General features: G+C 71.2%; 20 protein-coding genes. 10 read left to right on the top strand and 10 right to left on the bottom strand.

The window, feature by feature from the left end:
* Window positions 1–58 precede the first annotated feature (58 nt).
* From D9598_RS02520 to D9598_RS02510, 3 genes are read right to left on the bottom strand one after another with little or no spacing between them, the layout of a single operon-like run.
* Entirely contained in the window at window positions 59–811 is a 753-nt protein-coding gene (locus D9598_RS02520; protein WP_198364808.1) for a proteasome-type protease, read from the bottom strand.
* A gap of 10 nt (window positions 812–821) precedes the next feature.
* Complete coding sequence (locus D9598_RS02515; protein WP_198364807.1) at window positions 822–1,784, bottom strand: alpha-E domain-containing protein; 963 nt, start codon at window positions 1,782–1,784, stop codon at window positions 822–824.
* Between the two features lie 3 nt (window positions 1,785–1,787).
* A complete protein-coding gene (locus tag D9598_RS02510; RefSeq protein ID WP_198365013.1) occupies window positions 1,788–3,287 on the bottom strand; it encodes a circularly permuted type 2 ATP-grasp protein in 1,500 nt (499 codons plus the stop codon).
* Window positions 3,288–3,603: 316 nt separating this feature from the next.
* On the opposite strand from D9598_RS02510, the gene D9598_RS02505 reads away from it, so the two are divergent.
* The gene (locus tag D9598_RS02505) at window positions 3,604–4,296 is read left to right on the top strand and encodes a DUF1194 domain-containing protein (protein ID WP_198364806.1); all 693 of its coding nucleotides are present in this window, start codon (window positions 3,604–3,606) and stop codon (window positions 4,294–4,296) included.
* Between the two features lie 304 nt (window positions 4,297–4,600).
* Window positions 4,601–5,131 (top strand): transglycosylase SLT domain-containing protein, encoded by a 531-nt coding sequence (locus D9598_RS02500; RefSeq protein WP_370591918.1) that lies wholly within the window; start codon window positions 4,601–4,603, stop codon window positions 5,129–5,131.
* Window positions 5,132–5,187: 56 nt separating this feature from the next.
* Here the strand turns inward: D9598_RS02500 and D9598_RS02495 are convergent, their stop codons facing one another.
* A complete protein-coding gene (locus tag D9598_RS02495) occupies window positions 5,188–6,477 on the bottom strand; it encodes an NCS2 family permease (protein WP_232476808.1) in 1,290 nt (429 codons plus the stop codon).
* Between the two features lie 216 nt (window positions 6,478–6,693).
* On the opposite strand from D9598_RS02495, the gene D9598_RS02490 reads away from it, so the two are divergent.
* From D9598_RS02490 to D9598_RS02470, 5 genes are all read left to right on the top strand, one after another.
* Window positions 6,694–7,533, top strand: a complete 840-nt coding sequence (locus D9598_RS02490) for a transporter substrate-binding domain-containing protein (protein WP_232476805.1) — start codon at window positions 6,694–6,696, stop codon at window positions 7,531–7,533.
* 66 nt (window positions 7,534–7,599) lie between these two features.
* Window positions 7,600–8,262 carry an ectoine/hydroxyectoine ABC transporter permease subunit EhuC gene (ehuC, locus tag D9598_RS02485; protein WP_198364803.1) on the top strand — a complete coding sequence of 221 codons (663 nt, stop codon included), beginning with the start codon at window positions 7,600–7,602 and terminating at the stop codon, window positions 8,260–8,262.
* 10 nt (window positions 8,263–8,272) lie between these two features.
* Window positions 8,273–9,043: an amino acid ABC transporter ATP-binding protein gene (locus tag D9598_RS02480; RefSeq protein ID WP_304621590.1), complete on the top strand. Its 771-nt coding sequence runs from the start codon at window positions 8,273–8,275 to the stop codon at window positions 9,041–9,043.
* Between the two features lie 6 nt (window positions 9,044–9,049).
* Window positions 9,050–10,177 (top strand): enolase C-terminal domain-like protein, encoded by a 1,128-nt coding sequence (locus tag D9598_RS02475; protein WP_198364802.1) that lies wholly within the window; start codon window positions 9,050–9,052, stop codon window positions 10,175–10,177.
* A 112-nt stretch (window positions 10,178–10,289) separates the two neighbouring features.
* Window positions 10,290–10,691, top strand: coding sequence for a host attachment family protein (locus D9598_RS02470; RefSeq protein WP_198364801.1), 402 nt, complete (start codon window positions 10,290–10,292; stop codon window positions 10,689–10,691).
* A gap of 66 nt (window positions 10,692–10,757) precedes the next feature.
* On the opposite strand, the gene glnA is transcribed toward D9598_RS02470, so the two are convergent.
* Window positions 10,758–12,194: a type I glutamate--ammonia ligase gene (gene glnA, locus D9598_RS02465; RefSeq protein ID WP_198364800.1), complete on the bottom strand. Its 1,437-nt coding sequence runs from the start codon at window positions 12,192–12,194 to the stop codon at window positions 10,758–10,760.
* 157 nt (window positions 12,195–12,351) lie between these two features.
* Window positions 12,352–12,690: a P-II family nitrogen regulator gene (locus D9598_RS02460; protein ID WP_198364799.1), complete on the bottom strand. Its 339-nt coding sequence runs from the start codon at window positions 12,688–12,690 to the stop codon at window positions 12,352–12,354.
* 341 nt (window positions 12,691–13,031) lie between these two features.
* Between D9598_RS02460 and D9598_RS02455 the strand changes: the two genes are divergently transcribed.
* On the top strand, window positions 13,032–14,216 hold the full coding sequence (locus D9598_RS02455; RefSeq protein ID WP_198364798.1) for an aminotransferase: 1,185 nt from the start codon (window positions 13,032–13,034) through the stop codon (window positions 14,214–14,216).
* A 30-nt stretch (window positions 14,217–14,246) separates the two neighbouring features.
* Here D9598_RS02455 and D9598_RS02450 read toward each other — a convergent pair whose 3' ends face one another.
* The 3 genes from D9598_RS02450 to D9598_RS02440 all read right to left on the bottom strand — a co-directional run bounded on the left by D9598_RS02450 (window position 14,247) and on the right by D9598_RS02440 (window position 16,848).
* The gene (locus D9598_RS02450; protein ID WP_198364797.1) at window positions 14,247–15,236 is read right to left on the bottom strand and encodes a tripartite tricarboxylate transporter substrate binding protein; all 990 of its coding nucleotides are present in this window, start codon (window positions 15,234–15,236) and stop codon (window positions 14,247–14,249) included.
* Between the two features lie 92 nt (window positions 15,237–15,328).
* Window positions 15,329–16,048, bottom strand: a complete 720-nt coding sequence (locus D9598_RS02445; protein WP_198364796.1) for a ribonuclease activity regulator RraA — start codon at window positions 16,046–16,048, stop codon at window positions 15,329–15,331.
* Window positions 16,049–16,059: 11 nt separating this feature from the next.
* A complete protein-coding gene (locus D9598_RS02440; protein WP_198364795.1) occupies window positions 16,060–16,848 on the bottom strand; it encodes an SDR family oxidoreductase in 789 nt (262 codons plus the stop codon).
* A gap of 110 nt (window positions 16,849–16,958) precedes the next feature.
* On the opposite strand from D9598_RS02440, the gene D9598_RS02435 reads away from it, so the two are divergent.
* A complete protein-coding gene (locus D9598_RS02435; protein WP_198364794.1) occupies window positions 16,959–17,825 on the top strand; it encodes a LysR family transcriptional regulator in 867 nt (288 codons plus the stop codon).
* Window positions 17,826–17,999: 174 nt separating this feature from the next.
* Window positions 18,000–19,241, top strand: coding sequence for an FAD-binding oxidoreductase (locus tag D9598_RS02430; RefSeq protein WP_198364793.1), 1,242 nt, complete (start codon window positions 18,000–18,002; stop codon window positions 19,239–19,241).
* 57 nt (window positions 19,242–19,298) lie between these two features.
* On the opposite strand, the gene D9598_RS02425 is transcribed toward D9598_RS02430, so the two are convergent.
* A complete protein-coding gene (locus D9598_RS02425; RefSeq protein ID WP_198364792.1) occupies window positions 19,299–22,364 on the bottom strand; it encodes an FAD-binding and (Fe-S)-binding domain-containing protein in 3,066 nt (1,021 codons plus the stop codon).
* Between the last annotated feature and the right edge of the window lie 73 nt (window positions 22,365–22,437).

Raw genomic sequence — 22,437 nt, 5'->3', positions numbered from 1 at the left:
GATCAATCCCGGGCGGGCCGAAAGGCTGCACCCCCGGCCGGGATTTTGCGGACGCCGCTCAGGACGGCGCGGGCTTGTCCAGCCAGCCGGGCCTGGGCAGGCGCCGGTAGGCCTCGCGCAGCGCCTCGGACCAGGCCTCGCGCAGCGGGCGGAAGTAGGGGTCCTCCTCGGTGATGCGCCGCTGCAGGCGGATGGCGAAGCTGTCCCGCTCATAGACCAGCAGGTCGAGCGGCAGGCCGACCGTCAGGTTGGAGCGCAGCGTGCTGTCCATGCTGACCAGGGTGAGCAGCACCCCGTCCTCCAGGCCGGTGGTGTGAGAGAGCGCGCGGTCGAGGATCGGCTTGCCGTACTTGTGCTCGCCGATCTGGAGAAAGGGCGTGTCCGGCGTGGCCTCGATGAAGTTGCCGGCGGCGTAGACAAGGTAGAGCTTCGGCGGGCCGCCCATGATCTGCCCGCCCAGCATGATCGAGACGTCGAAGCGCACATCCTGCGCCTTCATCGCCGGCCCGTCCTGCGCGAAGACGGCACGGATGGCGGCGCCGACGAGCTGCGCCGCCTGGAACATGGTCGGCACGCTCCGCAGCGTCTGCCGCTCCTCCCCCTCCAGCGCCAGCCCTTCCTGCAGGCGGCTCCAGACCGCCTGGGTGATGGCCAGATTGCCGGCCGCCATCAGGCAGAGCATCCGCTCGCCCGGCTGCAGCACGGGATACATCTTGGAATAGGTGGAGATATGGTCGACCCCGGCGTTGGTGCGGGTATCGGCCAGCATCACCAGCCCGTCCCGCAGCAGCAGCCCGACGCAATAGGTCATGTCCGGCGTCTCACATCTGGCGGCCACTGAGGTACATCTGGGCGATCTCCTGCCCCAGGGCGATGTTCTGGTCGATGATGCCCGTCAGGAAGTCATGCAGCCCCCCCTCGAGGATGCTCTCGATGCGGCCGTAGCGCAGCCGCGCATGCATGGCGCCCGCCATCCGGTGGCACTCGCCGCGCTGCCCGCCATTGGCGGCGGCGATGACATCGAGCGTGCTCTCCACGCGCCGGTAGCAGGCGAGCAGGGAGCGCGGCAGCTCGGGGCGCAGGATCAGCAGCTCGGCCACGCGCGCGGGATCGAGCCGGGCGTGATAGACATGCTGGAAGGCGCGCAGCGCCGAGACCGAGCGCAGCACCGCCTGCCACTGCGCATAGCAGGCCGCATCGGCCGCCGCGTCGGGGGCGAAGGCGCCGTGCCGCACGTCGAGCAGCCGCGCCGTGTTGTCGGCGCGCTCCAGGATGGTGCCGAGGTGGCAGAAGCGCCAGGCGTCGTCGCGCAGCATGGTGTCGGCGGCGGCGCCGTTGAACAGCAGCGTGCGGGAGCGCACCCAGTCGAGGAAGCCCGGCAGCCGGTCGCCGCGGATGGCGCTGGAGTCCAGGCGGCGGAACTCGATCCAGGTGTCGTTGATCGCCTCCCACATATCGACCGTCAGCGCGGTGCGCACCGTGCGGCCGTTGCGCCGCGCCGCCTCGACGCAGGCGGCGATGCCGGAGGGATTGGCCGGGTCCAGCGTCAGCCAGCGGACCGCCTCGTCCTGCAGGCCGGGCTGCGAGGTCTCGCCCACCAGGGCGCGGAAGCCCGGCTCGCAGCCGGTGGCGATGATGAGGGCGCGCCACTCGCTGTCGGCCCGGCTCACCGGATGCGCCAGCAGCGCCATCCGCAGCGTGGCACCCAGGCCGCGCGCCACATTGCCGGCGCGCTCGGAATAGCGGCCGAGCCAGAAGAGGCTGTCGGCGGTACGGGAGAGCATGGTTCAGCTCCCCCCGCCGGCGGGATCGTTGGCGGGCGGCCCGGGTGGAGGCTCGGCGGCCGCCCGGGACTGGGACTGGGACTGAGACTGAGAGGAGCCGGCGGGCGGCGCCGCCTCGTCCAGCACCCAGGTGTCCTTGGTGCCGCCGCCCTGGCTGGAGTTGACCACCAGCGAACCCTCGCGCAGCGCGACCCGCGTCAGCCCGCCGGGCACCATGCGGATGGAGCGGCCGAACAGGATGAAGGGACGCAGATCGACATGGCGTGGCCCGACGCCGCTTTCGCAGAGCGTGGGCACGGTGGAGAGGGCCAGCGTCGGCTGGGCGATGTAGTCGCCGGGCCGGGCGCGGATTCGCGCGGCGAAGTCGTCGCGCTGCTCCTGCGTGGCATGCGGCCCGACCAGCATGCCATAGCCGCCCGAGCCGCGGGCCAGCTTGACCACCAGCTTGTCGAGGTTGGACAGCACGTAGTCCCGGTCGACATCCCTCTCGCACATGAAGGTCGGCACGTTGGAGAGCAGCGGCTCCTCCTTCAGATAGAAACGCACCATCTCCGGCACGTAGGGGTAGACCGCCTTGTCATCGGCGATGCCGGCGCCCGGCGCGTTGGCCAGGGCGACATTCCCCGCCTTGTAGGCCGCCATCAGCCCGGGCACGCCGAGCGCGCTGTCGGGGCGGAAGGCCTCGGGGTCGAGATAGTCGTCGTCGATGCGGCGGTAGATGACATCGACCCGCCTCGGGCCGGCCGTGGTCCGCATGTAGACGATCTTGTCGCGCACGAAGAGGTCGGCGCCCTCGACCAGCTCGACGCCCATCTCGTCGGCCAGGAAGGAATGCTCGTAATAGGCGCTGTTGTAGGCGCCCGGCGTCAGCACCACCACGGTGGGCGGCCCGCTGCAGCCGGCCGGCGCCAGGCTCTTCAGCGTCTCCAGCAGCTCCTCCGGGTAGTGGCTGACGGGGGCGATGCTGTGGCGGGTGAAGGCCTCGGGGAAGAGGCGCATCATGGCCTCCCGGTTCTCCAGCATGTAGGAGACGCCGGACGGCGTGCGGCAATTGTCCTCGAGCACGTAGAACTCGTCGGGCCCGGTGCGCACCAGGTCGATGCCGGAGATGACGGTATAGACCCCGCCGGGCGGGGTGAAGCCCACCATCTGCGGCAGGAAGCCCTCATTGCCGCGGATCAGCTCGGCCGGGATTCGGCCGGCCCGGATGATCTCCTGAGGACCGTAGACATCGGCGAGGAAGGCATTCAGCGCCCGCACGCGCTGCTCGAGCCCGCTCGCCAGACGGTCCCATTCGGCGCGCGAGAGGATGCGGGGAATGACGTCGAAGGGGATCAGCCGTTCCGGGTCCCCGCCCTCCGTATAGACGGCGAAGGTGACACCGATGCGGCGGAACAGCACTTCCGCCTCGCGTCGCTTCTGGTCCAGGGCGGCCTGTCCGGTCGCCTCCAGGAAGCGCGCCATCTCGGCATAGGGGGAACGGATGCCGCCATCGGCGCGCATTTCATCGAAGGCAGAGGCAGGGCGATCGGCCACGTTGGTTCCGGCGTCCTCGGCGGTTGCGGCATGTTGGCCTACGCGGTTGGTCCTGGTCCCGCAAGGTTCCGCGCAGGAAACAACGGTCGGCTCACATTGAGCAAGGCCGGGTGGCCGGGCGCAAGAGACCTTGCGGCCGGTTTCGCGCCCCCTGGCCCCTGGCTGCCCAGTTCCGCGCCACCGCTGCACAGCGGCGCGGCGCCTTGCCGCTTGACCGCGGGCGGAGGCGGGGCCGAGGCTGCCCCTCACTCATCCTGTGATCCATCCTGGCGGAGCGCCCCCGATGCACCGACGCGGTCTCCTCGCCCTGCCCGGCCTGCTGGCCGCCACAGGCCCCGCCGCCGGGCCGGTGGATGTGGCGCTGGTGCTGGCGGTGGACGCCTCGGGCAGCATCACGGACGAGGAGTTCCGACTGCAGCGCGAAGGCTGCGCCGGGGCGCTGACGCATCCGGCGGTGCTGGCGGCCATCCGGGGCGGGCCGCTCGGCGCCATCGCGCTCGCCCTCGTGGAATGGGGAAGCCCCGGCGGGGCCGCGACGGTGATGCCCTGGCGGCGCATCGGCGGCGCCGGTGAGGCGGAGGCCACGGCCCTGGAACTGCGCGCCGCGCCCCGCTCGCGGCAGAGCTGGAACGCCATCGGCGATGCGCTGGACCACGCCGCCGGCCTGCTGCGGGCGGCGCCCTTCGAGGCCACGCGGCAGGTGATCGATCTGTCGGGCGACGCCCCGGACATGCGTGGCCATCGCCCGGCCGCCGCCGCACGGGACGCCGCGGTCGCCGCTGGCGTGACGGTCAATGCCCTGGCCATCCTGGACGGCCATGCCGACCTCGACCTTCGCTACGAGGCCGAGGTGATCGGAGGGCCGGGCGCCTTCGTCATGCGCGCGGCGGGGCGGGAGGATTTCGCGCGCGCCCTCAGGGCGAAGCTGGTCCGCGAGATCGCGTCGGAGGCGAAAGACTTTCTGGATCTGGCGTAATTTTTGCGGCTAAAGCTGAAACCTCCCTTATCCATTGTGGGTTTTCCCGGGGCGGAAGGCCGTTTTGCTTCCCCTGCCCCGGCGCGCGTGCTAGCCAGGGCCCATGACGCCCGCGATTAGCAGGGCGGTGCCCCCGCGCCGCCCACGCCCCGCGGCGTTCCCGTGCCAGCAGGCACGGAGCGCCTTTCCGCCCCCCGATCGGGGCCAGACACGTCGCCCGCGCAAAGGTCCATGGAAAGCATGGCCGGCGACACTCCTGGGTGCCTTCCTGCTGGGGGCCCCCGCCTTGATGAGCAGTCCGGCCGTGGCCGGTCCCCGCAATGCCTGCCTCGAGGCCGCCCGGGCCGCCGAGGCGAGGTTCGACCTGCCCGACGGCCTTCTGGTGGCCGTCGCGCTGGCCGAATCCGGCCTGCACGCCCATGCCCTGAACATCGGCGGCCAGGCCTACTACCCGGACAGCCGCGCCGAGGCGCGCAACCTGCTCAAGTCCAGCCAGGGCCAGTCGGTCATGGCCGGTTGCGTGCAGGTGAATGCCCAGGTGCATGCCAAGGGCGGCGCCGACTGGCCGCTCGACCCCCGGCGCGCCACCGAATGGGCGGCGCGCTATCTCCGCCAGCACTATGACACCTATGGCAACTGGGCGGACGCGCTACGCCGCTGGAACGGCGCCGCCCCCGGCACCGTCAACAAGCTGGTCTGCCGGGTTCAGGCCAAGCTCCAGGTGGTCAGCCCGGGCAGCGCCCTGCTGAGCGGCAATGGCTGCCGCAACACCGAGATCGCCCGCGTGCGGCGCGATGGCCGGGCGCTCCTGGAGATGGCGGAGGCGCCGGACTGATCCGCGCAGACTGATCCGCGCAGGGGGAGGCGGAGCGCCTCCCCCTCTCTCTCCCTCTAGCTCTGCAGGTAGAATTTCACGGCGGAGGCGGCGGCGATGACCCAGACCGCCCCGCCGACCTGCCGCCCCCGCCCCGCCATCAGCTTCACCAGCGCATAGGCGATGAAGCCGAGGCCGATCCCGGTCGCGATGGAGAAGGTGAAGGGCATGGCGAGCGCCGTCAGCATGGCCGGCAGGTAGTCGGTCGCATCCTCCCAATCGAGGTCGCGCAGCCCCTGGGCCATCAGGCAGGCCACCAGGACCAGGGCCGGCGCGGTGGCGAAGGCGGGGACGCTGGTGGCGAGTGGCGCCAGGAACAGGGCCAGCAGGAACAGCACGGCGACGGTCAGCGCCGTCAGCCCGGTGCGGCCGCCGGCCTGCACGCCCGCCGCGCTCTCGATATAGGACACGGTGGTGGAGGTGCCGAGCATGGCGCCGATCATGGCGCCGCAGCTGTCCGAGAGCAGGGCCCGGCCGAGCCGCGGCACCGAGCCGTCCGGACGCATCAGCCCGGCGCGGTGCGTGGTCGCGATCAGGGTGCCGGCATTGTCCAGGAGATCCACCAGGAAGAAGGTGAAGACGATGCCGACCAGGCCGAAGCCGATGGCGCCGGCCAGGTCCATCTGCAGGAAGGTCGGCGCCAGGGAGGGCGGCAGGGCGAAGACGCCGTGGAACTCGGTGAGGCCGAAGGGAATGCCGAGCAGCGCCGTGACCAGGATGCCGATGACGATGCCGCCCGTCACGCCGCGCGCCACCAGCCCGGCGATGAGGATGAATCCCAGGCAGGACAGCACGGTCGGGATCTCGCGCAACGAGCCGAGGCTGACCAGCGTCGCCGGGTTGTCCACCACCAGCCCCATGCCCCGCAGGCCGATCAGGCCGAGGAAGAAGCCGATGCCCGCGGCGATACCCAGCTTGAGGGAGAGGGGGATGGAGTTGATCAGCCATTCCCGGAAGCCGGTGACGGAGACCGCGAAGAAGATCAGACCCGAGAGGAAGACGGCGCCGAGCGCAATCTGCCAGGGCACGCCCATGGCGCCGACGACGACGAAGGCGAAGTAGGCGTTCAGCCCCATCCCCGGCGCCAGCGCCACCGGATAGTTGGCCAGCAGCCCCATCATGGCGGAGCCGATGGCGGCGGCGATGCAGGTGGCGACGAAGGCGGCGCCATGATCGATGCCGGCGGCCGCCATGATGCCCGGATTGACCACGATGATATAGGCCATGGTCAGGAAGGTGGTCAGCCCGGCCATGATCTCGCGGCGCGGCGTCGTGCCCCGCTCGGCCATCTCGAAGAAACGTTCCAAAGTCGCGGCTCCCGCGGTTGGTGTCGGCACCAGGATAAGAGGGGCGGCGACGGCTCCACAATTGCCCGGCATCGCGAGGCATCTCCCGCCGTGGCATGGAAGTCGCTATGAAGGCGCAGGCCACCATGAAGTCGCGGTCCGCCGCGGGTGCCGGAGCGGTACCGGGGCGACGGCCACCTGGCCGGAACGTCCCGCCGCGTTGAGGAGAGATCGAGGATGCTGTCACGCCGCATGATGGGTGGCGCCGCCGGACTGGCGCTCGCCATGGCCGCCACCGCCGCCCCCGCCGCCGCGCAGGGTAGCCCGGTGGAGACCACCTTCGACCGGATCCGCCGCACCAAGAAGCTGCGCTCGGCGGCGGTGGTGGGCGGCGCGCCCTACTATCACAAGGATCTCGCCACCGGGCAGTGGCGCGGCTTCTATGTCGACCTGCTGAGGATGCTGGCCGAGGAGCTGGAATGCGAGCTGGAGCTCGGTGAGACCACCTGGGGCAATGCCGTCCTCGATCTGCAGTCGAACAAGATCGACATCTTCTTCGGGCTGAACCCGACGCCGAAGCGGGCGCTGGTCGTCGACTTCTCGGTCCCCTGCTTCAGCAACGCCTTCAGCTTCGTCACCAAGCGCGGCTTCCAGGCCAGGACCTGGGACGATCTCAACCGGCCCGAGGTGAAGATCGCCGTCGACACCGGCTCCTCGCAGGACCAGGTGGTGACGCGGCTCTGCCCCAGGGCCAGCGTCTCCCGCTTCAAGAGCGCCGATGAGGCGACGATGGCGGTGCAGTCCGGCCGCGCCGATGCGCAGTGCCTCGTGCTGATCCTGGCGCTGACCGCGAAGAAGAAGCTGCCGACGCTGGGCGATGTGCTGGTGCCGACGCCGGTCTTCGCCACCACCTCCAATGCCGGCTTCCGGCGCGAGGCGGACAAGACCTGGCGCGACTACGTCAACACCTGGATCGAGTTCAACAAGGGACTCGGCGCGGTGCGATCGGCCATCGTCTCCAACATGGAGCTGGTGGGCATCTCCGAGGCCGACTTCCCGCCGGGCGTCACGCTCTGATCTGACCGACCGGCCAGGCGGGGCGCCCCGGGGCGGGGCGCCGCGACCCGATTCAGGACCGCATGCATGTATCAATGGGATTTCAGCATCCTCTGGAGCTACCGCTGGCTGTTCCTGAACGGACTCTGGGTCACGCTCGCCTTCACCGCCGCCATCGTCGTGCTGGGCCTCGTGGTCGGGCTGGTCTCGGGCCTGCTGCGCCTTTCCTCCATCGCGCCGCTGCGCTGGCTGAGCCAGGCCTATGTCGAGGTGTTCCGCTGCACGCCGATCCTGGTGCAGCTGGTCTGGTTCTACTACGCCCTGCCGATCCTGGCCGGGATCGAGATGACGGCGACCACGGCGGCGGTGCTGGCCCTCTCGCTCTATGGCGGCGCCTTCTACGCCGAGATCATCCGCGGCGGCATCAATTCGATCGAGAGCGGCCAGACCGAGGCGGCGCTGGCGCTGGGCATGACGCCGGCGCAGTCGATGCGCCGCATCGTGCTGCCCCAGGCGTTGAAGCGCATGGTGCCGCCGCTGATGAACCAGTCGATCATCCAGCTCAAGAACACCTCGCTCGTCTCGGTGCTGGCGGTGCCCGACCTGCTCTACCAGGGCCAGGCGGCAGCGCATGACAGCTACCGGCCGCTCGAGATCTACACGCTGATCGCCGTCCTCTACTTCGCCGTGCTCTTCCCGCTGACCCTGCTGGTCGGCCGGCTGGAGCGGCGGCTGGCGCGCGCGGACTGAGGAGGGGCCGATGAGCGAGATCATGATCGAGGTCGCGGCGCTGAGGAAGCAATTCGGCGATCATGTCGTGCTGCGCAGCGTCGACCTGAAGGTCGGACGCGGCGAGGTGGTGGCGCTGATCGGGCCGTCGGGCTCCGGCAAGTCCACCCTGCTGCGTTGCCTCAACCTGCTGGTGGTGCCCGATGGCGGCGCGGTGCGGGTCGGCGGGAAGAGCTTCCGCTTCGGCGCCGGCGCCAGCCAGCCGGGCAACCGGGCTCTCGCCGGCTTCCGCGCCGCCACCGGCATGGTCTTCCAGCAGTTCAACCTCTTCCCGCACCGGACGGCGCTGGAGAACGTCATGGAGGGGCCGCTCGTCGTCCGCCGCATGGCGCGCGCCGGGGCCGAGGCGCTGGCGCGCGGCCTGCTCGCCAAGGTCGGCCTGGCCGACAAGGCGGAGCAGTATCCCTCGCGCCTGTCCGGCGGGCAGAAGCAGCGCGTCGCCATCGCCCGCGCGCTGGCCATGCAGCCGGCGGTGATGCTGTTCGACGAGGCGACCAGCGCGCTCGACCCGGAGCTGGTGGGCGAGGTGCTGGGCGTGATGCAGTCCCTCGCCGCGGAGGGCATGACCATGGTGATCGTGACCCACGAGATCGCCTTCGCCCGCGAGGTCGCCGACCGCGTCGTCTTCCTGCGCGATGGCGTCATCGTCGAGGACGGGCCGGCGCGGCAGGTGATCGATTCTCCGCGCGAGGAGGCGACGCGCGCCTTCCTCGCGCATTTCCACCGCCAGCGTGAAGGCTGAGAGCCGATGCATCCGCCCGTCATCGATCGCATGCGGGTCTTTCTCGTGGAAAGCCCGATCAGGATGGCCCGGGCCCAGGGCGTCGGCAATGTGAAGGGCAGCGTGCGGCGCGTGCTGCTGCAACTGACGACGCGGGACGGCCTCGTGGGCTGGGGCGAGGCGGCGCCGTGGGAGGTGTTCACCGGCACGCCCGAAGGCGCCTTCGCCGCGCTCGACCGCTACCTGCGCCCGCTGATCCTCGGCGCCGACGCGCGCCGCCCGCGTGCCCTGATGGCCATGATGGACCGCGCCCTGACCGGCCACCCGGAAAGCAAGGTGGCGGTCGAGATGGCGCTGCTCGATATCCTGGGCCAGAGCACCGGCCTCAGCGTCGCGGATCTGCTGGGCGGCCGGGTGCGCGACACCATCCCCCTCTCCTTCTCCATCGCCGACCCCGACTTCGCGGCCGACCTGGAGCGGATGAAGGTCATGGTCCCGGCCGGCAACCGGCTCTTCAAGGTCAAGACCGGCGTCAGGCCGCATGCCGAGGACATGGCGCATCTGGAGGCCATCCGCGACGCCTTCGGCGAGGATGTCGATCTCCGCCTCGACTACAACCAGGCGCTGGAGCCCTTCCACGCCATGACGGTGCTGCGCGACGTGGACCGTTTCCGCCCCACCTTCATCGAGCAGCCGGTGCCGCGCCGTCATCTCGACGCCATGGCGGGCTTCGCGGCCGCGCTGGACACGCCGATCCTGGCCGATGAAAGCTGCTTCGACGCCACGGACCTGCTGGAGGTGGTGCGGCGGCAGGCGGCGGACGCCATCAGCGTCAAGCTGATGAAATGCGGCGGGCTGCTGAAGGCCCAGGCGATGATGGCGATCGCCGACACCGCGGGCCTGCCCGGCTATGGCGGCACGCTGTGGGAGGGCGGCATCGCGCTGGCGGCCGGCACGCAGCTGATCGCGGCGACGCCCGGCATCTCGCTCGGCTGCGAGTTCTACATGCCGCACCATGTGCTGACCGAGGACGTGCTGGAGGAGCGGATCCCGAACCAGGGCGGCGCCGTGGTGGTGCCCCAGGCGCCCGGGCTCGGCATCCGCATCAGCGAGGCCTCGCTGCGCGACGGCGCCCGGCATCTGGCGGAAGCCTGAACCACGGCGCGGCTTTTTTGCGCCGGCGGCGGACGCCTTTTCGCCCCCGGGGGCGTTGCACCTCCACGGCCGGGCCACGCGGCCCGGCCATCACGCTCCGTGGAGATGCCGCATGTCCGATCGAATCCCGAAGAACGCCCTGGTCCTGGTCGCCGATGGCGGCAAGGCCATGCTGCTGCGCAACACAAGCGCCGAGGCGGTGGTCCGGCTGCAGGAGGTGAGCCGGATCACCCCCGACACGCTGGGCGACCAGGGCCCGTCCGGCGCCCAGCCGCCCGAGCAGTCGGCGAAGCAGACCGCCGAGGCCACCTTCGCCAAGCGGATCAGCCAGACGCTGGAGCAGATGCACCAGCAGAACCAGTTCGAGGCACTGGTGCTGATCGCCGATCCCGAGACGCTCGGCCAGATCCGCGCCGCGCTGCCGCGGACGGTGGAGGAGCGGGTGGTGCAGTCCCTGGCCAAGGACTTGACCAACCACACCACGGCCGAGATCGAGAAGGCGCTGTCGAAATAGACCGCTTCAACGCGAAACGCCCCGGGGTCTCCCCCGGGGCGCCATCCGCATCCGATCCGCCAGGGATCAGACGGAGTAGTACATCTCGAACTCGACCGGGTGCGGGGTGTGCTCGAACTTGTACACCTCGTTCCACTTCAGCTCGATGTAGCTCTCGATCTGGTCCTTCGAGAAGACATCCCCGGCGAGCAGGAAGTCGTGGTCGGCGGCCAGCGCTTCCAGCGCCTCGCGCAGCGAGCCGCAGACCGTCGGGATGCCCTTCAGCTCCTCCGGCGGCAGGTCGTACAGATCCTTGTCCATGGCGTCGCCCGGATGGATCTTGTTCTTGATGCCATCGAGGCCGGCCATCAGCATGGCGGAGAAGGCCAGGTAGGGGTTCGCCGTCGGATCCGGGAAGCGCACCTCGACGCGCTTCGCCTTCGGGCTGGTCGCGTAGGGGATGCGGCAGGAGGCGGAGCGGTTGCGGGCCGAATAGGCCAGCAGCACCGGCGCCTCGAAGCCCGGGATCAGGCGCTTGTAGGAGTTGGTGCTGGGGTTGGTGAAGGCGTTCAGCGCCTTGGCGTGCTTGATGATGCCGCCGATGTACCACAGCGCCTGGTCGGACAGGTCGGCATAGCCGTTGCCGGCGAAGACCGGCTTGCCGCCCTTCCAGATCGACTGGTGCACATGCATGCCCGAGCCGTTGTCGCCATAGATCGGCTTCGGCATGAAGGTCGCCGTCTTGCCGTAGCTGTGCGCGACGTTGTGGATCACGTACTTGTAGATCTGCATGTGATCGGCGTGCTGCACCAGGGGCCCGAAGCGGGTGCCCAGCTCGTGCTGCGACTGCGCCACCTCATGGTGGTGCTTCTCGCCGGCCACGCCCATCTCGATCATGGTCGAGAGCATCTCGGCGCGCAGGTCGGTCTCGCTGTCGACCGGCGGCACCGGGAAGTAGCCGCCCTTGACCACCGGGCGGTGGCCCATGTTGCCCTCGGGGTAGTCCTTCAGGCTGGCGCCGGGCCCCTCGATGCTGTCGAGCTGGTAGATGCCGTAATTGCCGCCGGTGCCGAACTTCACGTTGTCGAAGATGAAGAACTCGGCCTCGGCGCCGAACAGCGCGGCATCGCCGATGCCGGTGGAGGCGACATAGGCCTCGGCCTTCTTCGCCGTCGAGCGCGGGTCGCGGCTATAGGCCTGGCCGGTCGAGGGCTCGATGATGTCGCAGAACAGGATCAGCTGCGGCTTGGCCGCGAAGGGATCCATGCAGGCCGTCGAGGCGTCCGGCATCAGGATCATGTCGGACTCGTTGATCGCCTTCCAGCCGGCGATCGAGGAGCCGTCGAACATGATGCCGTCGGTGAACACCTCCTCCTCGATGGTGGAGACATGCTGCGCGGTGTGCTGCCACTTGCCCCGAGGATCCGTGAACCGGAAGTCCACGTACTCGACGCTGTTCTCCTTGATCATCTCCATGACCTTGGAAACAGCGTTGGACGCTGCGGCTGCGGGCTTCTTCGCCATCGTGTGCGATCCTGTTCCCCAAACGACGCTCTGACAGTAACAGTCGACACGGCGCGGCTTCCGCCTGCTTCCGTGCCGGCGGCGTCCGGCGCTCCTGCGCCGTCCTTCCGCCTTCAGCCAGGCCGGCGCCAGATCGGCACCGGCCGGAATTCCACGCTCAGACCGCGTCCTCGCCCCGTTCGCCGGTGCGGATGCGGATCACCTCCTGGACATCGGAGATGAAGATCTTGCCATCGCCGATACGGCCGGTGCGGGCCGCGGCCTGGATGGCCTCGATCGCGCGCTCGGCGAGGTCGTCCGAGCAGACCACCTCTATCTTCACCTTCGGCAGGAAGTCGACGACGTATTCGGCGCCGCGATACAGCTCGGTGTGGCCCTTCTGCCGCCCGAACCCCTTCGCTTCCACCACGGTCAGGCCCTGCAGGCCGATCTCGTGCAGCGCGTCCTTCACCTCGTCGAGCTTGAAGGGCTTGATGATCGCCTCGATCTTCTTCATCGGCTCCATTCACGGACCCTGCCGGTCAGGGCCGGCCCGTCCTTCCTTCCTCCCGGGTTGCGCCCGCCCCCGTGGCCCAGGGGCGGGAAGCGGCTCGCAGTGGTGTGTTGCATGCCCCGGGCCGTAGGGGCAATGGCATGAGACGGGAATTCGCCGGCTTCGCGACAAGGCCCCGCCCGCGGAAGCGGCAGCCTGCCCGCCGAAGTGGCAGGCATGCGCGGTGGGCGGTTGCACGGCCGCCGGCACATCCGCATATTCGCCGCTCGCCCGGGGCCGGGGCGTGGGGCGTCGCCGCGCGCGCCCCGAGCATCGGGCCGCCTGCCACGGGACCCAGTCATCGCATGAAGCCGCAGAACGACCTGCTCTCCGCCACCGGCACCACCGTCTTCACCGTGATGTCGGCGCTCGCGCAACAGCATGGCGCGATCAACCTCGGCCAGGGCTTCCCGGATTACGAAGGTCCGGAAGACGTGGTGCGCGCCGCGGCCGAGGCGCTGCTGGACAACCGCAACCAGTATCCGCCGCTCACCGGCCTGCCCGAGCTGCGTCAGGCGGTGTCCGACGCGAATCGCCGATTCTACGGGCTGGAGATCGACCCGAACGCCGAGGTGGTGGTCACCTCCGGCGCCACCGAGGCGCTGATCGCCTGCCTGATGGCGGTGCTCAATCCGGGCGACGAGGTGGTGCTGCTGGAGCCGCTCTACGACACCTACCTGCCGGTGGTGAAGCTGCTCGGCGCGGTGCCGCGCCTGGTGCGCCTCTCGCCGCCGAAGTGGGAGCTGCCGCGCGCCGAGCTGGCCGCCGCCTTCGGGCCGAGGACCAAGGCGATCCTGCTCAACAGCCCGATGAACCCGGCCGGCAAGGTCTTCACCGGCGCGGAGCTGGCCTTCATCGCCGACCTGCTGCAGCGGCACGACGCCTACGCCATCTGCGACGAGGTCTACGAGCACCTCACCTTCGACGGCTGGAAGCATATCCCGCTGATGACGCTGCCGGGCATGCGCGAGCGTTGCATGCGGATCGGCTCGGCCGGCAAGACCTTCAGCCTGACCGGCTGGAAGGTCGGCTACATCACCGCCGACCGCTCGCTGGCCCCCAATGTCGCCAAGGCGCATCAGAACCTGACCTTCACCACCGCGCCCAATCTGCAGCGCGCCGTGGCGCTCGGGCTGGCGAAGGAGGACGCCTATTTCACCGGCATCGCCACCGAGCTGCAGGCCCGGCGCGACCTGCTGGCCAGGGGGCTGTCCGAGCTGGGCTTCGGCGTGCTGCCGACCCAGGGCAGCTACTTCATCACCTGCGACTTCACCACCCTGGGCTTCGCCGGGGACGACGTGGCCTTCTGCCGGCACCTGACCGAGGCGGCCAAGGTCACGGCCATCCCGGTCTCGGCCTTCTATGCCGGGTCGGATGCGCCGCGGCACTTCATCCGCTTCGCCTTCTGCAAGCGCGAATCGGTGCTGGAGGAGGCGCTGGAGCGGCTGCGCGCCTGGAAGCGCAGCGGCGCGCTGGCCGCGGCGGGCTGAGGCAAAGGGGGGGGTCAAAGCCCCCCGGCCTTACTGGTCACGCCAGGGCTTGCGCGCCCACATCTCCTTCAGCCGCGCGTCTAGGCCCAGCACGGCCTGGCGATACTCGTCGCCGATCATGGCCTTCGCGGGCAGTTGCAGCCGCTTTGCGTCGGCCAGGAACTCGGGATCGGCCAGGGCGGCGGCGAAGGCCGCGTTCAGCCTGGTCCGCACCTCCTCCGGAATGCCGGGCGGCGCGACGATGCCGCGCTGCGCGCCCGCCACCACCTTGACGCCGAGCTCGGTGAAGGTCGGCACCTCCGGCAGCGCGGGGTCGCGCTGCGCGCCCGCCTGGCCCAGGCAGCGGAAGCGCCCGTCGCGATAGCCTGGCGCCCCCTCGCTGACATTGAAGCAGCCGACATCCAGGTGCCCGCCCAGCACGGCGGTCTGCAGCGGCGCGGCGCCGTTGAAGGGCACATGGCTGAATCGGATGCCCGGCACCGCCTCCTCGATCTCCAGCATGACCAGATGGTCGTCGGAGCCGATGCCCGTCGTGCCGAAGCTCAGCCCGCCCGGGTCCTTCCGCGCCCGCTCCAGCAGATCCTCCATGTCGCGGACCGGCGAGCCCTTGGCGACCCAGAGCCCGCCCGGGTCGTCCACGACATTCGCGACATAGACGAAGTCCTCGACCCTGTAGCGCACCGGCCGCTCGAAGGGGATGGTCATCAGCGCCGGCGAGGTGACGGCGCCCAGCGTGTAGCCATCCGGGCGGGCGGTGAAGGCGAACTCCATGCCGATCTGGCTGCCGGCGCCGGGGCGGTTCTCGACCACGAAGGTCGCCCCCGGCAGGTGCTTCTGCACATAGGGCAGGATGACGCGCGCCATCTGGTCCACCCCGCCCCCCGGCGGAAAGGGCACCACCACCAGGATCGGGCGTTCGGCCGGCCAGGCGGCGGCGGCGGCGTGGCGCGGGGCCCCGAAGGGCGCGGCGAGGGCGGCGGCGCCCAGGCCGGCCAGGGCGCGGCGGCGGATCATTGTCATCTCTCGGTCCTTCTTCCCTTGATACGCGCGCGGGGATACCGCGCGCGGGCGGCGCCTCCCCCTTCTTCGGCGGGGGGCTGGCGCCCGTCCGGTCAGCCCTTCCGGCGGCTGGCCTCGTAGCGCGCCTTGTTCTCGGCGTTGGGCGGATAGAGGCCGGGCAGCGCGGCGCCCTGCTCCACCTCGCCCATGATCCAGCTCTCCTGCGCCTCCTGCTCGGCGGCGAGGTCGGTCACCTCATCGACCAGCGCGGCGGGGATCAGCACGGCCCCGTCATCGTCCACCACCACGACATCGTTGGGGAAGACGGCGACACCGCCGCAGCCCACCGGCTCCTGCCAGTTGATGAAGGTGAGGCCGGCGACCGAGGGCGGCGCCGCGTTGCCCTGGCACCAGACCGGCAGGCCGGTGCCGATGACGCCGGCGCCGTCGCGCACCACGCCGTCGGTGATCAGCGCCGCCACCTTCCGCTTCGCCATCCGGGCGCAGAGGATGTCGCCGAAGATGCCGGCATCGGTCACGCCCATGGCGTCGGCGATGACGATGACCCCTTCCGGCATCGCCTCGATGGCGCTGCGGGTCGAGATCGGGTTGGACCAGGAGGCCGGGGTCGCCAGATCCTCGCGGGCGGGGACGAAGCGCAGCGTGAAGGCGCGGCCGACCAGGCGCGGCTGGCCGGGCTTCAGCGGCCGGGTGCCGCGCATCCACACGTTGCGCAGCCCCTTCTTGAGCAGCACCGTGGTCAGCGTCGCGGTGGAGATGCCGGACAGGGTCTCGATGATCCTCGGATCGAGCGGGGCGACTTCGATGGACATGGCGGTGGTCCTCAGATGCTGGCGATCAGCCCGCCATCCACGCGGATGACGGAGCCGGTGATGTAGGAGGCGCGCTCCGAGGCCAGGAAGGCCACGGCATCGCCGTATTCCTCCGGCCGGCCGTAGCGCCCGGCGGGAATGGAGCCGGTGCTCTCGGCGGCGACCTCCTCGACGCTGCGCCCCTCGCGCTTCGCCTTCTGCTCGTCGAGGAAGCGGATGCGGTCGGTGGCGACGCGGCCGGGCAGGATGATGTTGGCGGTGACGCCGTCCCGCGCCACCTCGCGCGAGAGGGTCTTCGACCAGCCGACGAGCGTCGAGCGCAGCGCGTTGGAGACACCGAGATTGGGGATCGGCGCCACCACGCCGGAGGAGGTGCTGGTGACGATGCGGCCCCACCGCGCGGCCTTCATGCCGGGCAGCACCCGGTCGGTCAGCGCGATGACCGAGAGCACCATGGCGTTGAAGTGCTTGGCCCAGAGCGCCGGGTCCTGGCCGGAGGCGGGGGTCGGCGGCGGGCCGCCGGTGTTGTTCACCAGCACCTGCACCGGGCCCAGCTCGGCCTCGATGCGGGAGACCTGTCCGTCGATGGCGGCGAGGTCGGCCAGATCCCATTCCAGCGTCATCACCGCCGCCGCGCCGGCCGCCCGCGCGGCCTCGGCGCTGCGCGCCAGCCCTTCGGCGCTGATATCGGCCAGCGCCAGCTTCGCGCCCTCGGCGGCGAGGGAGCGGGCGATCGCCCCGCCCAGCCCGCCACCGGCGCCGAGCACCAGCGCCACCTTGTTCCTGAGGCCCAGATCCATGGCTGCTCTCCTATCGTCTCGCGGCCAGTCTGGTGCCGGCGAGGGCAAAGAAAAACCCTTCCATTCCCGCTTTCGGAAGATAGGTTTTCCACTCTCTCGTGAGCAGGCCGATGGACACGCGCTTCCTGGACAGCTTCGTCACCGTGGTGGAGGAAGGCTCGATCGCCGCGGCGGCGCGCCGCCTGCACCTGACGCCGGCCGCGCTGGCGCAGCGCATCCGCGCCCTGGAGGCGGAGCTCGGCGCGCCGCTGCTGCTGCGGGCCGGCCGCGCCGTGGCCCCCTCCGAGGCGGGGCTGGCCATCCTCGACCGCGCCCGCGCCCTGCTGCGCGAGGTGCGGGACCTGCGCGACGGCGCCGCCCGGGGCGGGCTGGCGGGCGAGCTGCGGCTCGGCGCCATCGCCACCGCGCTGACCGGCCTGCTGCCGGGCATGATGGCGCGCATGGCCGGCGCCTATCCGAACCTCGAGATCCATATCTCGCCCGGCATCTCGACCGACCTCTACCGCGCCGTCCTGACCGGCGACCTCGACGCGGCGATGATCGTGCAGCCCGAATTCGCCCTGCCCAAGAGCTGCGAATGGCGGATGCTGCGCGAGGAGCCCCTGGTGGTGCTGGCGCCGGCGGCCCTGGCGGGTCGCGCCCCTCACCGCCTGCTCGCCGAGGAGCCCTTCATCCGCTACGACCGCAACCAGTGGGGCGGCCGCCTCGCCGACCGCTATCTGCGCGAGGCGCGCATCCGCCCGCGCGACCGGATCGAGCTGGACGCGCTGGACGCCATCGCCCTGCTGGTCGATCGCGGCCTCGGCGTCTCCCTGGTGCCCGACTGGGCGCCGCCCTGGCCGGCCGGGACCGCCCTCGCCAAGCATCCCCTGCCCCGCCCCTTCCCGCCGCGGCGGATCGGCCTGATCTGGGCCCGCGGCGGCGCCCGCGGCCGGCTGGTGGAGGCCTTCTGGCAGGCCGGGCGCGAGCTCGGCTGATTTGCGACGCCGCCCCCCTTTCGCAGGTCGGGCAGGGGTGTACAAAGCCGGGCTGGAGACCGGTGGCGCGAGACTTCCGGCCCGCTCGGGAAGACACGCCACGCGCCGCGGGACAGCGGCCCTCCGGGCAGAGGGTCGTCGCCCTCGCCGGACTGGATGGAAAGGATCGTCGTGATGGCTGACACCGCCCTGGTGCTCGGCGCGGGCATGGTCGGCGTCTCCGTGGCGCTGCATCTGCGGCAGCGGGGATGGGACGTGGCGCTGGTGGACCGGCAGGGACCGGGCGAAGGCGCCTCCTTCGGCAATGCCGGGCTGATCCAGCGGGAGGCGGTCTATCCCCACCCCTTCCCGCGCGCCCTGGCGGAGCTGTCCCGCGTCGCGCGCAACCGCTCGGTCGATGTCTCCTTCCACCCCCTCGCCATGCCCCGCCTGGCCTCGCCGCTGCTGCGCTACTGGTGGAACTCGGCGCCGGAGCGCTACCTGAAGGCCGTGCTGGGCCAGTCGCGGCTGGTGGCGAGCTGCCTCGAGGACCACATGGCCCAGGCCCGCGAGGCCGGCGCCACCGAGCTGCTGCGGCCGCTGGGCTTCATCCAGATCTACGGCCAGGAGGGCGCGCTGGAAGCGGCCCGGCGGGAGGCGGAACGGGCCCGGGCCGAGTTCGGCGTCGGCCACCGCCTGCTGGACGGCGAGGCGCTGGCCGAGGCCGAGCCGCACCTTCTGCAACGCAAGGCCGGCGCCATCCACTGGACGGACCCCTATTCGGTGAGCGACCCGCACGGGCTGACCACGGCCTATGCCCGGCTTCTCGAGGAGAAGGGCGGCCGGCTGCTGCGCGGCGAGGCGGCGACGCTCCGCCGCCAGGGCGCGGGCTGGCAGGTGCGGACCGACACGGGGCCGGTGGAGGCGCGCCACGTGGTGATCGCCCTCGGCGCCGCCGCGGGCCAGGTGACGCGGCCGCTCGGCTACAACGCGCCGCTCTTCGGCAAGCGCGGCTACCACCTGCACTACACGATGCAGGGCAATGCGGTGCTGAACCATCCGATCTTCGACGCCGACCTGCGCTACGGGCTGATCCCGATGCGGCGCGGCATCCGGCTGACGACCGGCGTGGAATTCGCCGGCGACGCCGCGCCGCCCACGCCGATCCAGCTGGAGCGCGCCACGCCCTCGGCCCGCGCGCTGCTCCCCCTCGGCGAGCAGGTGGAGGAGAGGCCCTGGTTCGGCGTCCGCCCGTGCACGCCGGACATGCTGCCGATCATCGGGCGGCTGCCGCGGCAGGAGGGAGCCTGGTGCGCCTTCGGCCACGCCCATCAGGGGCTGACCCTGGGCCCGACCACGGGCCGGCTGCTCTCCGCGATGATGGCGGGCGAGACCCCGTTCATCGACCCGGAGCCCTACCGGCCGGAGCGGTTCTGACCCGCCTGCTCGATGACCCCGCCCGATTGACCTGTTCGCCTGGGGCCGGCCTGTCCGTCAGGCCGCCTCGGGCAGCGTCGCCGGCCGCGCCGGCGCCTCGCGCAGCCGCAGCAGCAGCGCCTGCACCGGGTGGCGCAGCGTGACCCCGTCGAGGCGCTTCACCTGGCTGCGGCAGGAATAGCCGCTGGCCAGCAGCCGCTCGCCCCGCGCCGCGACATGCGTCTTCCAGCTCATGCCATAGAGCTGCTCCGAGACGGCGCGGTGCTCCGCCTCGTGCCCGAAGGTGCCGGCCATGCCGCAGCAGCCCGCGGCCAGCACGGTGAGCGGCGCGCCCAGCCGGGCGAAGACACCCTGCCAGTCCTTCACCGCGGCCGGGGCGTTGGTGCGCTCGGTGCAGTGCGGCAGCAGGGCGAAGCCCTCCCCGGCCTCGCGCGCCGGGATGAGATGCAGGCGCCGCGCCAGCCATTCCTGCGGCAGCAGCACCGGCGGCGTCTCGACGCCGATGCCGGGATACTCGCTGCGGTAGCTGAGCGTCATCGACGGATCGACGCCGACGAGGTCGATGCCGCTCGCGGCCAGCGCGCGCAGCAGGGCGGCCTGGGCCTCGGCCTGCCGGCGGAAGGCGCCGAGGAAGCCGTGCACGTGCAGCGGCTTGCCGTTCGGGCGGAAGGGCGCCAGCCAGGGCGTGAAGCCCATCAGCTTCAGCGCCTCGATCAGGTCGAGCACCAGCCGGGTCTCGAAATGGCTGGTGAAGGCGTCCTGCACGATGACGAGATGCCGCTCGCGCTCCGCCTCCGGCACGGCGGCCAGGGCGGCGGCGGAGGCCAGGCGGACACCGCGCGCGGCCGCCTCCCGCCCGAGGTCGAGGCCCGAGAAGAGGGGCGCGTCGACCAGGCCCGCCTTCGCCGCCAGCGCACGCCCCGGCAGGCTGCCCATCACCGCATTGGCCAGGCCCGGCAGGCGCGCGCCGAGCGGCAGCATCCGCTCCAGCCCGCCCAGCAGATAGTCCTTCAGCGGCCGGGCATAGCGGCCGTGATAGATCTCCAGGAACCTGGCGCGGAAGCTTGGCACATCGACCTTGATCGGGCACTGGCCGGTGCAGGACTTGCAGGCGAGACAGCCATCCATCGCCGCCTTCACCTCGGCCGAGAAATCCGGCGTGCCGCGCCGCAGCGCGCGGCTGTTGCGCAGCCGCTCCGGAAGGGCGCGCAGGAAGCCCAGCGCCGAGGCGTCGCGCAGCCGCCCGGCCTCGGCCACCGGATCGACCTCGGCGGCAGCGAGCTGGCGCAGCCATTCGCGGAACAGGCCGGCACGGCCCTTGGGCGAATGCCGGCGGTCCCCGGTCGCCTTGAAGGAGGGGCACATGGCGTCCTGCCAGTCGTAGTTGAAGCAGGCGCCGTTGCCGTTGCAGTGCAGCGCCTCGTCATAGGCGGCGCGGGTGGCGGCGGGGATGGTGCGGTCGAGCTGGCCGCGCATCGGCACGCGGTCGATGGCCAGCAGCGCCTCGCCCTCGGGGGCGGCGATCTTGCCCGGGTTCAGCTGGTTGCGCGGATCGAAGGCGGCCTTGATCGCCTGCAGGCTCGGATAGAGCGGGCCGAAGACCTCGGGGACGTATTCCGAGCGCACGCCCTTGCCGTGCTCGCCCCAGAGCAGGCCGTTGTACTTGCGGGTGAGCGCGAAGACCTCGTCGGAGACCTCGCGGATCATCCGCTCGGCGCCCTCGGCCTTCATGTCGATCGCCGGGCGGACATGCAGCACCCCGGCATCGACATGGCCGAACATGCCGTATTCCAGGCCGCGCCGGTCCAGCGCGGCGCGGAACTCGGCGATGTAGTCGGCGAGGTGCTCGGGCGGGACGGCGGTGTCCTCGACGAAGGGAATCGGCCGCCTCTCGCCCTTCATGTTGCCGAGCAGGCCGACGCCGCGCTTCCGCATGCCCTGGATGCGCTCGCCGTCGCCGTCCCAGGCCAGGGTATGGCCGCGCCGGCCGGAGGCGCGGCCCTCGGCGGCGAGGCGCGCCTCGACCGGGGCGAGCTTCTCCCGCACCTCGGCCTCGCTGTCGCCGACGAACTCGATCAGGTTGATGCCGGCCGCCGGGCCTTCGGGATCGTCGGGGAAGAACTGCCGGATGCCCTCCCAGACGATGTCGCCGCGCGCCAGGCCGAGCACCTTGGAATCCACCGTCTCGACCGAGGCGGCGCCGAGCGCCATCAGCACCCGCGCGTCGCGCAGCGCGGCGTCGAAGCTGTCGTAGCGCAGGTTGATGAGCGCGCTGCACCGGGGGACCGGCAGCACGCGGATCTTCGCCTCCGCGATCATCGCCAGCGTGCCCTCGGAGCCGCAGAGCAGCGCGTTCAGGTCGAAGCGGCCTTCCGCGTCATGCAGATGCGCGAGGTCGTAGCCGGTGAGGCAGCGGTTCAGCGGCGGGAAGCGCTCGGCGATGAGCTGGCGCTCCTCCCGCGCGATGCCGTCGGCGACGCGGTGGATGGCGCCCACCATGTCCTGCCGCCGCGTGACGCGCGCCAGCTCCTCGGGCGCCAGCTTGCGGCTTTCCCAGAGCGTGCCGTCCATCAGCACCACGGTGAGCGACAGCACGTGGTCGCGCGTCTTGCCGTAGAGGCAGGAGCCCTGGCCGCAGGCGTCGGTGGAGATCATGCCGCCCATGGTGGCGCGGTTGCTGGTGGAGCACTCGGGCGCGAAGAACAGGCCGAGCGGCTTCAGCGCCGCGTTCAGCGCGTCCTTCACCAGGCCGGGCTCGACCCGCACCCAGCCCTCGGCCGCGTTGACCTCCAGGATGCGCGTCATGTGGCGCGAGACATCGACGACGATGCCGTCGGTCAGCGACTGGCCGTTGGTGCCGGTGCCGCCGCCGCGCGGCGCGAGGGCGACGCAGTGGAAGCGCGGATCGGCGGCGACGCGGGCGATGCGCCGCAGATCCTCCGCCCCGCGCGGATAGACCACGGCCTGCGGCAGGCGCTGGTAGATGGAGTTGTCGGTCGCCATGACCACGCGGTCGGCGTCGCCGGGCGCGATGTCGCCGCCGAAGCCCCGCAGCCGCAACTCGTCCAGGAAGGCCCGGGAAGGCGGGGCCGGGGACGGCAGGTCAGTCAGGCGGGGAATCATCGGGCAGGCGGCCTTTCCTGGAGCACCGGGGAGGCGGGGGCAGATCCCCCTCCCCGGTCCTGTCATCTGCCCC

The organism is Roseomonas sp. KE0001 (assembly GCF_016107285.1).
Classification (GTDB): Bacteria; Pseudomonadota; Alphaproteobacteria; order Acetobacterales; family Acetobacteraceae; genus Pseudoroseomonas.
The sequence above is the reverse complement of the archived record's forward strand: the minus strand, read 5'-3'. Positions and strand labels throughout refer to the sequence as shown.

Bases quoted from the DNA above. Each gene is read 5' to 3' on its own strand.
- D9598_RS02520 (WP_198364808.1), bottom strand. From the start codon at position 811: ATGACCTATTGCGTCGGGCTGCTGCTGCGGGACGGGCTGGTGATGCTG.
- D9598_RS02515 (WP_198364807.1), bottom strand. From the start codon at position 1,784: ATGCTCTCCCGTACCGCCGACAGCCTCTTCTGGCTCGGCCGCTATTCC.
- D9598_RS02510 (WP_198365013.1), bottom strand. From the start codon at position 3,287: ATGCGCGCCGATGGCGGCATCCGTTCCCCCTATGCCGAGATGGCGCGC.
- D9598_RS02505 (WP_198364806.1), top strand. From the start codon at position 3,604: ATGCACCGACGCGGTCTCCTCGCCCTGCCCGGCCTGCTGGCCGCCACA.
- D9598_RS02490 (WP_232476805.1), top strand. From the start codon at position 6,694: ATGCTGTCACGCCGCATGATGGGTGGCGCCGCCGGACTGGCGCTCGCC.
- ehuC (WP_198364803.1), top strand. From the start codon at position 7,600: ATGTATCAATGGGATTTCAGCATCCTCTGGAGCTACCGCTGGCTGTTC.
- D9598_RS02480 (WP_304621590.1), top strand. From the start codon at position 8,273: ATGAGCGAGATCATGATCGAGGTCGCGGCGCTGAGGAAGCAATTCGGC.
- D9598_RS02475 (WP_198364802.1), top strand. From the start codon at position 9,050: ATGCATCCGCCCGTCATCGATCGCATGCGGGTCTTTCTCGTGGAAAGC.
- D9598_RS02470 (WP_198364801.1), top strand. From the start codon at position 10,290: ATGTCCGATCGAATCCCGAAGAACGCCCTGGTCCTGGTCGCCGATGGC.
- glnA (WP_198364800.1), bottom strand. From the start codon at position 12,194: ATGGCGAAGAAGCCCGCAGCCGCAGCGTCCAACGCTGTTTCCAAGGTC.
- D9598_RS02460 (WP_198364799.1), bottom strand. From the start codon at position 12,690: ATGAAGAAGATCGAGGCGATCATCAAGCCCTTCAAGCTCGACGAGGTG.
- D9598_RS02455 (WP_198364798.1), top strand. From the start codon at position 13,032: ATGAAGCCGCAGAACGACCTGCTCTCCGCCACCGGCACCACCGTCTTC.
- D9598_RS02450 (WP_198364797.1), bottom strand. From the start codon at position 15,236: ATGACAATGATCCGCCGCCGCGCCCTGGCCGGCCTGGGCGCCGCCGCC.
- D9598_RS02445 (WP_198364796.1), bottom strand. From the start codon at position 16,048: ATGTCCATCGAAGTCGCCCCGCTCGATCCGAGGATCATCGAGACCCTG.
- D9598_RS02440 (WP_198364795.1), bottom strand. From the start codon at position 16,848: ATGGATCTGGGCCTCAGGAACAAGGTGGCGCTGGTGCTCGGCGCCGGT.
- D9598_RS02435 (WP_198364794.1), top strand. From the start codon at position 16,959: ATGGACACGCGCTTCCTGGACAGCTTCGTCACCGTGGTGGAGGAAGGC.
- D9598_RS02430 (WP_198364793.1), top strand. From the start codon at position 18,000: ATGGCTGACACCGCCCTGGTGCTCGGCGCGGGCATGGTCGGCGTCTCC.
- D9598_RS02425 (WP_198364792.1), bottom strand. From the start codon at position 22,364: ATGATTCCCCGCCTGACTGACCTGCCGTCCCCGGCCCCGCCTTCCCGG.